The following is a 13,752-nucleotide window of genomic DNA, read 5'->3' as shown; positions in this document are numbered from 1 at the left end:
TGTTAATATTAATTAAGTGAAATATCATCAAACAACCAGGTGTAATTGGCAGATCCATCGCCACTTGTTCCGTTATCAAATATCAGCACTACTTTTTGGTATGATTTTGCAGTGTTGATGGTGCTGTAATCAAACGTGAGCGTTTCCCATTCATTGGCTTTGGTGGTGGTTACTTCTTTTTCGAAGCTTGTACCGCCGTCCGTCAGGTTTTCAACTTTCAGTAATACTTTGGCGCCCACTCTTGGCGAGTAAACTTTCATTGTAAAAGTTTTCTTTGTCGAAAAATCAATCGGGTTTGGTAATGTAATATAGCTGCCGCCATAGGTTTCGCCAGGATTTTTAACCATTTTACCAACTTTGGCGCTGGTATTTATACCCGATGACTTTGGGTTGGCAATTACAGTCACAGTTCCGCCATTAAAATTGGTAAACGCATAGCTTAACGTAGCTGATTCAAAAGTAAGCGGAATGCCCAAAACTTCAGGCCCCGAGGCGGCCATCTTGACATCATCCCAATAGAATTTTTTACCGTTACCTGCATTACCAAAATCAAAGAAGATGGATGCCTTATCATAAGTAGTGGCGTAGTTAACAGCAGGTGTACCGGATGCGTTTTTGGTAAAATCGAAGGTCAGCGTTTCCCAGCCATTAGCCACAGTGCTTAACACATCCGTTTCGACCGAATTGGCGCCATTGGTATGATCTTCCAGCTTCAATTTGATATCAATACCAGCCGCCGGCGAGTAAACCCTTACCGTCATTTTGTTGCTTGTTGCAGTTAGCGGCACTTTTGCAAGGAAGCCGGCCGGTGTACCAATGGTTACACCTGCCCATACTTCGGCGCCGTTTGGCTTGGTTGTAAGTTTTACTTTATTGGCCGCGTTGGTTGGGTCAATGGCATCGGTTGTTTGGTTGTTGCCAAAATCGGTCATGGTATAGTTAACCGTGGCATCATCAAATGTAACCGGCAGGTTTATCTGAGTTAATGCAGGGGCCGATGGAACAAACTTAAGATCATCGGCATAATAGGCCTTGCCATCGCCGTTTACGCCAAAATTAAAGAACAATGATGCTTTGTCATAAGTATATGCCGCGTTTAATCCTGGTGTGCCGGCGGCAGGCGAATTAAAGTCGAATGTCAGCGTTTCCCATTTATTGGCAACGGTTGTTTTAACATCGGTTTCAACAGCATGGTTGCCGTTGTTATGGTCTTCAATTTTTAGTTTAATATCCAATCCTGCTGCAGGCGAATAAACCCGCACGCTCATTTTTGATGAAGCGGCAGTAACAGGAATTTTAGTTGCGAAACCTAAGGAGGTACCGATGGTGGTACCAGCCCAAACTTCAGCTCCGGCTGTTTTAATGGCTTTTAAAACTTTATTAGCCGGGTTGGCCGGGTCGGCAGCTACCGATGATTGATTACCGCCAAAATCGCTCATGGTATAATCGTAATTAGGATCATCAAAAGTAACAGGCAAATCTATTTGCTTGCCCACTTTTATGGTATCAAGCAAGGTAGTTGTTGCTGCGCCGCCACTAAGGGCCACAACCCTAACTACATATACACCTGCACCGGCGTAAGTGTGGGTTAAAGTTTGCCCTTCTAAAAATGATTTAAAAGGCTCGGGGTTAACGGCTGTCGAATCGCCATAGTAAACTTTAAATAAGGTTTCGTAGGTGGCAGATGCCGATACATTAATACTTAAACCCGATGTAGTTACTGTTGTCTTCAAATTTTCGGGTGCACGGAACGATACCGTTAAAGGCTGAGTAAATTCGGTTGTTTTACCATTAAGGCCGTGGCCTACAATTTTAACCGTATAATTGCCTTCGGCATAGGTGTGCTGTACGTTTTTGCCCGACTGCACTTTTACATAAGTACTGCCCGCATCGCCATAATAAACATCGTACGATACCGCTCCTTCGCCATTTGGCGTAATAGTTACCAGGCCCGAGTTATCCTGCGTAATATCAAACAGGACAGATAGCTTAGCAGGTGATGTAATACCATTTACAAAAGAAGTATCGGTATATGATTCTTTTTTGCAACCCGCGGTAACAGCCAGTAATAACGCTATGCTATAAAAATATTTTCTTGCATTCATGATCGTTAGTTTTAATAGTTAAATGAATTAATATCCCGGGTTTTGGGTTAAGCCCGAAACATCCACTTCTGACTGCGGGATGGCAAATACCTCGTTTTTACCGACCTTAAAACCCGGAATTTTTGCGGCGGCCTGCCCTGTTCTAACCAAATCAAAAAACCGGTCGCCTTCCATAGCCAGTTCCAGTCTTCTCTCGTCCCATATAGCCTGTTTCAACGCTGCACCGGTTAAGGTGACATTGTGGTTAGCATCGCCAAATGCACGCTGGCGTACCTGGTTCAGGTAGCCCTGCGCCTTTACATCGTTTGGCGCGGTAGCGCGGTTGTTGGCTTCGGCAGCCATTAGCAATACTTCGGCATAGCGGATAGTGCGGAAGTTGTTTAAATAGTTCAACTCCACCTGGCCCGATGTTTCGCCTTTGCGGGGTAAATATTTGCCATTATACAGGCCGGTATTTTTATACGGCGCTACCTGGTAAGTAATACCTAATGCAGGATTGGCGTTTTTGTAAGCCTCGATATCAAAAGTTGTCACTGCTTTACGCTGATCGCCTGCGGAATAAGCCGAGGCTAAATTTTGCGATGGCAGGTTGGTGCTCCAGCCTGCTGCATACGGAATATTGCCGTTTAAACCGCGGATACCACATTGCTGTACCGAGTAGTTGCCCTGGCCGCGGGTTACACCACCCCAGTTGTAATACGGCGATCCGTTGGTGTATTGGATCTCGAATACCGATTCAGGTCCATTTTCGCCGGCTGCAAGAAATATCGAATTAAAATCGGCCACTAACGAGAAAGCGTTGGAGGTAATTACACTTTCTAATGTCGACGCTGCCTGGTCAAATTTGTTTTCGTAAAGGTAAACCTTGCCTAACAATGCCTGCGCGGCATATTTGGTAATGCGGCCTTTTTGTGTTTGTACAGCAGGTAGTGCAGCGATAGCACTGGTTAAATCGGCCTCAATTGCCTTATAAACATCGGCCTTAGGCGATCTTTTTAAGGTACGTGAATCGGTTACACCCAGGCGCTTATCAGTAAACAACGGAACGTCGCCAAACATGCGTACCAGCGAAAAATAGTAGTAAGCCCTTAAAAAGTAAACCTCGCCGTAAAGGGCATCCTTGCCAGCAAAAGTAACCGTTTGGCCTGCCAGGTTTTTATCTTTGTATTGGGTTAAATAATTGGCCCGGTTAACGCCCTCGTAGGCCACCTGCCATAAATCGGTCATGGTTGAGTTAATGGGAGTGTTGGTATAATCATCTATCTGCTGTAACGACAACACATCGGAAGCGCTCTCGCCGCCGGTTACCGAATTATCTGAGGCAATATCGCCCACCGGCACCATCTGATTTAGCCATTGCAACGGCGAGTACGCGCTAATTACCATGGTGCGGTAATCAGTCTCCGATTTTAAATAGTCCTGCTCCGTTGTCACAAAATCTTCGTGTGGATTGTAATCCACAAACTTTTTGCAGGATGCAAGTATGGTAACCAGGGTAACCAAACTCATTAATATATATTTCTTCTTCATTGTAATATGATCTATTTAACTGATTATAATTTGATATCAAGGCCAAATGAATAGATGCGTGGTTGCGGGTATTCGCCACGATCAACACCTGTATCCAGGATACCGCCTGATATTTCCGGATCATAACCGGTATACTTGGTTATTACAAAGGCGTTTTTAACCTGGCCGTAAAGGCGCACACTGTTAAACACCTTTCCGGTTATTGATTTAGGGAAGGTATAGCCCAGCTGCAGGTTTTTGATTTTTACAAATGAACCGTTCTCTACATACCTGTCAGATACGCGGATGTTGCTGTTCGGATCGGTAAATGAATATCTTGGATTATGGGCATCGTTTGTAGTTTCCGGACCGGTCCACCTGGCCAGTACGCTGCGGAATTTATTGGTATAGTTACCATTACGTTCGTAAGCCCTGTAAATATCGTTACCGATAGATGCATAAGTAAAGGCGCTGAAATCGAAGCCTTTGTATGATGCACTCAAATTCCAGCCTATAGTAAACTTAGGGAAAGGATCACCAATTTTAGTTTGGTCGTTAGCATCTATCTTGCCGTCTTTGTTTACGTCAACATAACGAATATCACCGGGTTGTGCGCCCGATTGGGTAGGTGCATTGGCAATGTCGGCAGCGGTTTGAAATAAACCATCTGTTTTATAGCCGTAAAAATAGCCGGGGGTAAATCCTTTCTGGAATACGGTTACTGTTTGCGACTGACCGTTAAAATAGCTGCCGCCGTATATTTTGGCGCTGTTATCGGTATTGGTGGCGGTAACCAGGTTTTTTGCGGTAGTAAATGTAAACGTATTACCCAGTTTAAAATCCTTGTTTACAGTTTCATTATAGCTTAGGGTAATATCAAAACCGTTGGTTTTGGTTGAGCCAATATTAGCGGTAGGTATCGGCACGGTACCCAGGTATAATGAAGCGTTTGGCGTAAATAATAAGCCGTTTACTTTTTTCTGGTAATAATCTGCCGAGATATTAAGCTTGCTGTTAAAGAAATGAATATCAAAACCTACGTTTGATTGTAACTGGCGTTCCCATTTCAGGCTGTTATTGGCAGCCGATGCAACAGTTGAACCTGGATAAAATACGTTATCAAAGTTATAACCATTACTGTTGGCAGTTGGGCCGTAATCAGGGCCGCCGGTTGAAATTTTTACATATTGCGGGCTAACGTTTTCGTTGCCAATAGCGCCATAGCTACCCCTGATTTTTAAATAATCAATAAAAGGTACTTTAAAAAAGTCTTCGCTGGTTACTACCCACCCCAACGAACCGGAGTAGAAATTACCGAACTTATTATTGGTACCAAAAGCGTATGAACCATCGCGGCGGGCCACAAATGATGCCAGGTACTTTTCTTTATAATCGTAGTTTACACGACCGAAGTACGAAACATTCCGGCGGAAGTACTGGTAGTAGTAACCACTAAGCGCATTGGTATTTGTAGCTGAGTTTGTGCCGGTTGCAGCAGTAAAATCGGCAAATTCCCATGAGTTATAAGGCACATCCTGCCTGCTTGCGCCATCGGCGTTGCCCGATGTGCGGTATAATGAGAATCCTGCGGTAGTTTCAAAATGATTGTCTTTATCCAGGTTAAAATTGTAATTACCATAGGTTTCCCATGAGTAATTAAAGTTGCTGTCCTTCTCGTGCGATACGCTGTTGTGCATGCCGGTAACAGTTGTTCCGTCGGCATTCATCGTATTATCTACGTTTTGAGGACCGTAAAATACAAGAGGTGTAAATGTTTTTGCATTTGAATCATATTTGGTATAGCCAAACCTGCTTGTTAAGGTTAAGCCTTTAAATACATCGTACTGTAACTCAAATTTGCCGTACAGTTTGTTGCCTGTGTTGGTATTGTAGGTATTCTCCAGCTTGGTAAGCGGGTTATAAACCTCCGAGAAAATATGGTTACTGAAGCCGTATTTACCTACCGTATTGGGTACATTATTATAAATAGGCACGGTTGGATCAAAGTTTAAGGCGCTACCTAAAATACTGTTGAACGAATTTTCCTGGATACCTTTTGATTTAAGGATAACATCAGTTGCGTTGATGGTAAATTTTAGCTTTTTGCTTAGCTGGAAGTTAAGGTTGGCAGTAAAGTTTCCCCTGTCAAACCTCGATTTATCAATCCCCCCTACTATACCACCCTGGCTTTGGTAACCGCCCGACAGGAAATAGCTCACGTTTTCGCTGCCGCCCGTAGCCGATAAATTATACGTTTGCATGGGCGCTGTATGGAAAATTTGCTTTTGCCAATCGGTACCAACGCCAAGCGTGCTCAGGTCGGGAAATATCACGCTGCCACCCGAAGTAACACTGCCCTCATTTACAATAGCGCCATATTCGGTAGCATTTAACACACCAATTGTGCGCGCTACTTCCTGGATACCATAATTGGTGGTTAGGGCAATTTGCGGTTTCTGGTTCTTTTTACCGGTTTTGGTAGTTACCACTATTACACCGTTACCACCATGTACGCCATATATGGCTGTTGTAGCCGCATCTTTAAGCACGTTGATCGATTCGATATCAATTGGATTGATGGAGTTAAAATCGGTTAAAGTTTGCTGCACACCATCGATGATTACCGTTGGGTCGGTACCCGAAAATGATGGGATACCCCTTACCAGCACCGTAGGTTTTGAGCCCGGAGAACCGCTTTGAATAACGCTTACACCCGCTGCCTGCCCCTGCAGCGCTTCTTCTGCCCGTGTTGGGGTTAATTTTTGGATGTCAGAAGCTTTAATAGTTGATATAGCGCCCGAAACTTTGGTTATTTTTTGCGTTCCGTAACCAACTACCACTACCTCATTCAATGCCTTAGCTGCATTGTCTTCTAAAGCAAAGTCAAGTACGCCGCCTTTTGACGTTGTTTTTTCCGCGGTTTCCATACCCAGGAATGATACTACTATTGTAGCGCCAGCCTGCGGTATACTAAGCGTATAATTACCATTGATATCTGTTATTGCACCTGTGGTTGTACCTTTAATAGATACTGATGCACCAGGTAAAGGTTGCCCATCTGATTTTTGGGTTACTTTACCGGTTAATCGAACGTTTTGCGCAAATGCACCGCTTACAAGGCAAAATAGTAAGGCGATGCACATACAAAACCTGAGTTTTACTTGCATACAATTTTGAATTTTAGGTTATATAATTATCATTGATAGCTACATTCCGGATTTATTACCCGGATGCAGCGCACCTGGTCAGGGTGCGGTTAAAAATATTTGAAATGGTTTATGGCGGAAATTCCGGACTGATTGGCGGGATATTTTCCATACCGTATTTACCGCTACATAAATTAATTATACAGGGCATCGTGAGGCATAATACATTCATACTCGCGTTAAAATTTTTAATATTATAATTGGTTTGGTCAATTGGTTTCGACGCTTCAAATGTAGATGCAAGGGCCATTGCAGCGAAAAAACCGACTACATCACTACCACACAGTTTGAAAAAATCGTCATATTAGTAGCTAATCGCACTTATAGTTGATACATTTATTAAAATGTTCATCGCCGCATTATAACCTGATATGTTTTCACGTACTATTATTTTTTTACTTCTGTTTGCGGGTGTACTGCGGGCATCTTCACAAACTTATATTGGCCAGCGCGAAACGGTTAATTTTGATAAAAAACAATATAACGGCGGCACACAAAACTGGAAAATAAGGCAAGACGCCCAGGGCCGCATGTATTTTGCCAACAACGAGGGCGTGCTTGTTTTTGACGGGGCATACTGGCAGTTATATCCGCTCCCTAATAAAACTATAGTTAGATCTATTGAATTTGGAAAGGACCGGAAACTTTACGCGGGCGGACAAGACGAGTTGGGGTACTTTGCTCCCGGGAACAACGGACAGCTTACTTTTACGTCGTTAAAAAATCTGTTGCCCAAAGCAGACCAGAATTTTTCGGATATCTGGGATATTGTGGCCTATGGCGATGATGTGTTTTTTCGGTCACACGATAAAATTTTCAGGTATAGCTCGGGTAAAATGGCTATCTATAACTCATCATCGTGGTTATTTTTGGGCTTGTACCAGGGCCAGCTAATAGCACATGATGAGCAAAAGGGTGTACTTGTTTTTAAAAACAACAATTGGCAAACCTTTATCGAAAAAAAGGATCTCCCCAATGGCTTCTACATTACCAGCGTTTGCCGGTTTGGCGAAAACTCCAGCCTGGTTACTACTGCCAAAAACGGCGTTTTTGTTTTAACCGGGAATCAGCTCAAAAACTGGCAGCTTAGCGGCTTCGATATAGGTGGCCAGCAGGCATTTTCGGCGGCGGTTGCCATCGGCGAAAACAATTACCTGCTAAGTACCTATACCAACGGCATTTACCAGGTTGATGAAAACGGTACTGTAATAGAAAAGATATCGAAAAAAGAAGGGCTTCAAAATACCAATGTGCGCTGCATGTTTATGGATGTAAACCATAATATATGGCTGGGACTTGATAATGGCATCGATTTTATCGCCTTCAATAATGCCGTAAAACATATTAACCCGGCCGTGTTTAAAGATGGCAGCGGCTATGCCATGGTCAAATACCAAAACGCGCTGTATTTTTCTATGTCGACAGGCATATACAAGTTCCCTGTAGAAGATATTGCCGATTTAAGCTACGCTAAAAATAATTTTAACGTTTTAGCCGAAGGCTTATCATGGCACCTGTCGGTAGTTAACGACGATTTGCTGGCTGGCCGCGATGATGGCATGTTTAAAATAAGTGAAGATAAGCTACTACCAATTTATAATGCCACAGGGTTTTGGCTTTTTGAACCTTTATTAAACAAACCCGGCACCAATTTAATTGCCGCCGGCAATTATTACGGTGTGCGGTTATTTGAACGCACAAATACGGGCTTTATCGATAAGGGAAATATTGGCAAATATTACGAGTCAGCGCGTTTTATGGCCGTGGACGCGGAAAGTAATATCTGGACATCGCACCCCACCCGTGGCATTTATAAAATAAGCCCCGACAATGCGCAGGTGAAAATGTATACCCAGGCGCAAGGCCTGCCATCAACCTTAAACAATTTTGTTTTTAAGATCAGGAACCGTGTAGTTGTAGCTACAGAAAAAGGTGTTTATGAATATGATGCTTCGGCAGATAGATTTGAGCCTTCCGAGGCTTATAAAGGAATTTTCGGAACAAGGAGCCTTAGGTATTTAAGAGAAGATCCATCGGGCAATATTTGGTTTGTGCAGGAAAAAAGCCTTGGCGTGGTCGATTATTCATCCTCCAAACCAACCATTACCTATATCCCCGAGCTAACCGATAAAATATTAAGCGGCTTTGAAAATGTTTATCCCATTAATGATAACAACGTTTTTATAGGGAGCGAGAACGGCTATTATCATATAAATTACGCCAAATACAAGCAGAATATTCATCCGCTGTCGGTTTTTATCCGCAAGGTTAAAGCAACGGCAGGCGCCGATAGCCTACTTTTTGGCGGATATTTTGGATTGGTTAATGACGATAATAAGCAACTGCCATCCAATACCCGTTCCCTGGGTTATTTATGGAACTCACTTCACTTTGAATACTCCTCGCCTGTTTTTGAGGGACAATCAAACGTTACCTATAGTTATTATTTGGAAGGTTTTGACCAGGAATGGTCGGCCTGGTCAAAAAAGACTGAAAAGGACTATACCAACCTATCGGCAGGTACCTATACTTTTATGGTAAAGGCGCGCAATCACCAGAATAACGAATCGCCGGTGAGCGTTTATACTTTCACCATTAGTCCGCCCTGGTATCAAACCATCTGGGCGTACCTTGTTTACCTGATACTGTTTAGCTACCTGCTTTATTTTGTTTACCAGCAACAGGAAAAGCGGCACATTCGCAACCAGCAAAAAGAATTGCTGATACAGCGGCAAAAGAACGAGGAAGAGCAAAAGCAAATGGCCTACCTGCACCAGCTGGAGCTGGAGCGGTCGGAAAAAGAGGTGGTGAAATTGAAGAACGAAAAACTGGAGAGTGAAATTGAATATAAAAACTCCGAACTGGCCAGCTCGGCCATGAGCCTGGTGCAAAAAAAGGAGTTTATTTTAAAAGTAAAGGACGAACTGCAACGCATCAATAAATCGGGTAAGGATGTTGTTGAAACGGTAGAAATTAAAAAAATCCTGCGATTGCTGTCCGAAGAAAAAAAGGTAAACGAAGAATGGGAACAATTCTCGCTGCACTTCAACAAAGTACACGCCGACTTCCTGACTGTGATTAAAGACCGCTACCCCAGCATCAACCAGCAGGAGCTAAAGTTATGTGCCTACCTCATCATGAACCTATCCAGTAAGGAGATTGCCCAGTTAATGGCTATATCTGTAAGGGGGGTTGAAATAAGCAGATACAGGCTGAGAAAGAAACTGCAAATCCCTACGGAGATCAATTTATTTGAGTTTCTGTTTGAAATTCAACGGGAAATAATGAAATAAATACCTTGATGCAGGTATTCCGGGCAAAAAAAGATAAGATTAGTTTTACTGTTACAAAACTATTTTATCATGATGACAATAACCTACAATGGATCAATCCAAATTCTTATTGATGGCGTAGCAGAAGCAAACAAACTTTTGGCCGATGGTGCCTTTTATCAGGCAATTGCTGCCAAACCCGGCTTCTATTTCACCACTGCTACAGGCGCGCAGGTAGCCGCGTCGATGCAAAATTGCAACCTTCAGTTATCTGTAAAAACATTCAAGAAATATTTCACCAGGGAACTGGGGTATGAAGATCCAAACGATCCAACTTCTATCCATATCAATATTGCAGGCAATAAATTGAACAGATCATTAGGGAGTATAACCGGTACGTTCATTCATGAATCAGTACATGCTGCCGACTCTGACGACCAGGCGCTTGATTACCCCCACGATGGCAACAGTTCGGCCGGAAATGAGGATACTGCACCATATTGGATAGGCAACCTTGCTGTACAGCTTGTAGATCAACCCGGATCACCTGTTGACGTAAATGCTGTGGCTTCGGTTGTACATGCGCTTGATGACGTTATGGTATAGTATCCCCAAAACCACTATATAAATAACAAAAACGGGATCTTAATTAAAATTTCCCGTTTTTTGTTACAAATTTAAACAGCGTCTGATAATGAGCTAAACGTAAAGTCCCTGACCTTCAAAGCAGGGATCAAGTAACTGCGATAACTTTCTACACTGATGCTTCGCTCCTGCTTGCCCAGGGCTTCCAGGTTGTTAAGCATTATAACCGGGCTCTCGTTAAACCTGAAGTTTTTAACCGGGAACTTGATTTTGCCGTTCTCGATATAAAAAGTACCATCGCGGGTAAGCCCTGTTAACAGCAACGATTGCGGATCAACCATGCGGATATACCACAGGCGTGATACCAGGATACCCCGTTCGGTGCTCTTGATCAGGTCTTCCAGGCTGGCATCGCCGCCATCCATGATGATATTGCCGGGCCCAGGCAAAGGCTTAACACCTTTTTTATCAGCCCAATAGCGGCTATAGCTTAAGTTTTTAACCACGCCTTTTTCAATCCAGCTGGTTTTTTCGCGTGGCAAGCCTTCACCGCTCCATGTGGTTGATGGCAGGTCGGGGTTAAAAGGATCAGAGTAGATATTTACTTTAGAGTCCATTAGCTGCTCGCCCAGGCGGGTGCCTCCACCCTTTTTACTCAGAAAGCTGCGGCCTTCCTCCGCGCTCCGGGCATCAAAGCGGAACATGTTCTCCAACAAATAGGTAGCTGCAACGGGCTCCAGTATCACGGTATATTTACCTGGCTCTATCGCTTTTGCACCAGACGAACTTAAACATTTACCTGCTGCGTATTTGGTTGCCGAGTAGGTATCCATCTTACTTACATCTGTAAATCCCCTGGCAGCATAGCCAGATGCTGTGCCTTCCTGGTTACGGGTGGTAACAGAGAAAGTAACATCGCTACCTTTGTTATAAGCAAACAGCCCTTTGGAATTCATTACGGCGTTAAAACTGGTAGAATTCTCAAGGAACCCCGCGGCTGTCAATTTTGCATCTTTGGTAACCGCCAGGCTTTTGGCTACCATTTCGGCGCGGGTATCGGGCGTTATGGCTGCTGTGTTGACATTAAAGGTGATAGCCTCGGCAAAAGTTTGCGGGCCTAACATCGGCATATATTCGGGGTTGGCCGGTGCTAACTGTGCCAATTCCTCCGACCGGCGCACAACTCTTTCCAGGGCCGCATCGTCAAATTCGTCAATGGTGGCAGTACCTGCCTTTTTGCCAAAAACCGATGTTACAGCCAATCCAATAGTACTGATATCACCGGCTGTTGAAACGGCGTTTAATGCAGTGCGGATATTCCCACCTTCACTTCCGTTTAAACTTACCTCACACTCCTCGGCTTTTGAATAGGCAAGTACCTTTTTTAGTAAAGCCTGGGCTTCTTCTTTATTTAATATAGGCATAATTCAGTTATCCGATCTTTCTTTTAGTGTTGATTACATTAACTCCCTTAAACAACGCGGTGGATGATCCGTGCGACACCGCACTTGACTGGCCCGGCTGGCCTTTACCGTCGTTAAAGGCTCCGCCTAAACGGTAGTCACGCTCGTCGCAAACCTGGCTGCATGAATTCCAGAACTCCTGTGTGTTGGCCTGGTAGGCAACATCGTTAAGCATCCCGGCTATCTTGCCGTTTTTAATCTCATAAAACAGCTGCCCGCCAAACTGGAAGTTATAGCGTTGCTGATCGATAGAGAACGAGCCATCGCCAATAATGTAAACACCTTTCTCGACGTTTTTAATCATCTCATCAACGCTTAATGGGGTTTTGCCTGGTTGCAGGGATATATTTGGCATACGCTGAAATTGCACATCCTGCCAGCTTTGGGAGTAACAGCAGCCTTGTGATTCGGTAAGCCCGATAATGTGCGCCTGGTCGCGGATGGCCTGGTAGTTAACTAAGGTGCCTTCTTTAATGATATCCCATTTTTTACACTTAACACCTTCATCATCATAACCTACAGCCCCTAATGAACCCACCTGGGTTTTATCGGCCACAATATTTACGGCCTTGCTGCCAAAATTAAACTTGCCCGATTTCCATTTATCCAGTGTCAAAAAGCTGGTACCGGCAAAGTTAGCCTCGTAGCCCAATACACGATCAAGCTCGGTAGGGTGGCCAACAGATTCGTGAATGGTTAACCATAAATGCGAAGGATCAAGCACCAGGTCATATTTGCCCGGCTCAACCGATTTTGCTTTTATTTTATCGGCTGCCTGCTGGGTAGCAAACTTCATATCTTCAATCATGTCATAACGCTTTTTGTAGCGGGTAGTTATGCCAGCCACTTTCTCGCTATCCAATGAGTCAAGATATTCGTATCCCATGCCAACCGGCGAACTTAATGATCTGCGGGTTTCAAATGAACCGGCAGCCGGGTCTATCTTGGTTACCGTAAAACTTGGGAATAAGCGATGTACATCCTGGTCGATATACGAGCCATCGGTAGACGCAAAGTATTTTTGTTCGTTTACAGCAAACATTATCGAGTTTACAAAGTTGGCGCCGCCCGCCATGGCCACGCCGTTGGCGTTAAGCAACAGGTCAACCTTTTCTTTGATGGGTACTTCAAATGCGTTTTTGGTAAGCGGTGTTTTCCAGCTCACTTCGCCGTAACCTTTTTGAGGGGCAAGCTCTACAGGCGCTCCGCCAATTTTGGCATTGGCTTTGGCAACTGCAACTGCTTTAAGGGCAGTTTTAGCCATGCCCTCTTTAGTTACATCGTTGGTTGCTGCAAATCCCCAGCAACCATTAGCTATAACCCGGATACCGATACCATACGATTCGGTATTGGCCACATTAAGCACCTTGTTTTCACGGGTTACCACAAACTGGTTAAGGTATCGGCCAATCCTGACATCAGCATAGGTAGCTCCGTTTGATTTGGCTGCGTTTAAAGCCACATCTGCCAGCTCCTTTTTGATCTTTACATCAACGCCCTCCAGCGCCTGTATAGGATCGATTGTTTTACCGAGGGCATTCATACCGGGCAGCATTAAAGCGCCGGCACCCATACCCGTTAAATAGATAAAGTCACGTCTTCTCAAAGTATA

General features: G+C 44.1%; 7 protein-coding genes. 2 read left to right on the top strand and 5 right to left on the bottom strand.

Features of this window, described 5'->3' with window-relative positions:
- Positions 1–8 precede the first annotated feature (8 nt).
- Genes FSB76_RS30060 through FSB76_RS30050 form a run of 3 tightly spaced genes read right to left on the bottom strand, consistent with a single transcriptional unit; the run spans position 9 to position 6,781 of the window.
- Entirely contained in the window at positions 9–2,105 is a 2,097-nt protein-coding gene (locus FSB76_RS30060) for a phage tail protein (RefSeq protein ID WP_147060126.1), read from the bottom strand.
- 27 nt (positions 2,106–2,132) lie between these two features.
- Entirely contained in the window at positions 2,133–3,635 is a 1,503-nt protein-coding gene (locus tag FSB76_RS30055; protein WP_147060124.1) for a RagB/SusD family nutrient uptake outer membrane protein, read from the bottom strand.
- A gap of 23 nt (positions 3,636–3,658) precedes the next feature.
- On the bottom strand, positions 3,659–6,781 hold the full coding sequence (locus FSB76_RS30050; RefSeq protein WP_147060122.1) for a SusC/RagA family TonB-linked outer membrane protein: 3,123 nt from the start codon (positions 6,779–6,781) through the stop codon (positions 3,659–3,661).
- Between the two features lie 410 nt (positions 6,782–7,191).
- Between FSB76_RS30050 and FSB76_RS30045 the strand changes: the two genes are divergently transcribed.
- Together FSB76_RS30045 and FSB76_RS30040 are read left to right on the top strand one after the other, a co-directional pair.
- A complete protein-coding gene (locus tag FSB76_RS30045) occupies positions 7,192–10,113 on the top strand; it encodes a ligand-binding sensor domain-containing protein (protein WP_147060120.1) in 2,922 nt (973 codons plus the stop codon).
- Between the two features lie 69 nt (positions 10,114–10,182).
- Positions 10,183–10,698: a hypothetical protein gene (locus tag FSB76_RS30040; RefSeq protein WP_147060118.1), complete on the top strand. Its 516-nt coding sequence runs from the start codon at positions 10,183–10,185 to the stop codon at positions 10,696–10,698.
- A 71-nt stretch (positions 10,699–10,769) separates the two neighbouring features.
- Here FSB76_RS30040 and FSB76_RS30035 read toward each other — a convergent pair whose 3' ends face one another.
- Complete coding sequence (locus FSB76_RS30035; RefSeq protein WP_225976352.1) at positions 10,770–12,101, bottom strand: TldD/PmbA family protein; 1,332 nt, start codon at positions 12,099–12,101, stop codon at positions 10,770–10,772.
- Positions 12,102–12,108: 7 nt separating this feature from the next.
- Entirely contained in the window at positions 12,109–13,746 is a 1,638-nt protein-coding gene (locus tag FSB76_RS30030; RefSeq protein ID WP_147060113.1) for a TldD/PmbA family protein, read from the bottom strand.
- Between the last annotated feature and the right edge of the window lie 6 nt (positions 13,747–13,752).

Source organism: Mucilaginibacter ginsenosidivorax (assembly GCF_007971525.1).
GTDB lineage: Bacteria > Bacteroidota > Bacteroidia > Sphingobacteriales > Sphingobacteriaceae > Mucilaginibacter > Mucilaginibacter ginsenosidivorax.
This window is presented reverse-complemented; position numbering and strand designations above follow the sequence as displayed.

What these genes read in the sequence shown, in the direction of transcription:
- FSB76_RS30055 (WP_147060124.1), bottom strand. Translation starts at nt 3,635, where the DNA reads ATGAAGAAGAAATATATATTAATGAGTTTGGTTACCCTGGTTACCATA.
- FSB76_RS30035 (WP_225976352.1), bottom strand. Translation starts at nt 12,101, where the DNA reads ATGCCTATATTAAATAAAGAAGAAGCCCAGGCTTTACTAAAAAAGGTA.
- FSB76_RS30060 (WP_147060126.1), bottom strand. Translation starts at nt 2,105, where the DNA reads ATGAATGCAAGAAAATATTTTTATAGCATAGCGTTATTACTGGCTGTT.
- FSB76_RS30045 (WP_147060120.1), top strand. Translation starts at nt 7,192, where the DNA reads ATGTTTTCACGTACTATTATTTTTTTACTTCTGTTTGCGGGTGTACTG.
- FSB76_RS30050 (WP_147060122.1), bottom strand. Translation starts at nt 6,781, where the DNA reads ATGCAAGTAAAACTCAGGTTTTGTATGTGCATCGCCTTACTATTTTGC.
- FSB76_RS30040 (WP_147060118.1), top strand. Translation starts at nt 10,183, where the DNA reads ATGATGACAATAACCTACAATGGATCAATCCAAATTCTTATTGATGGC.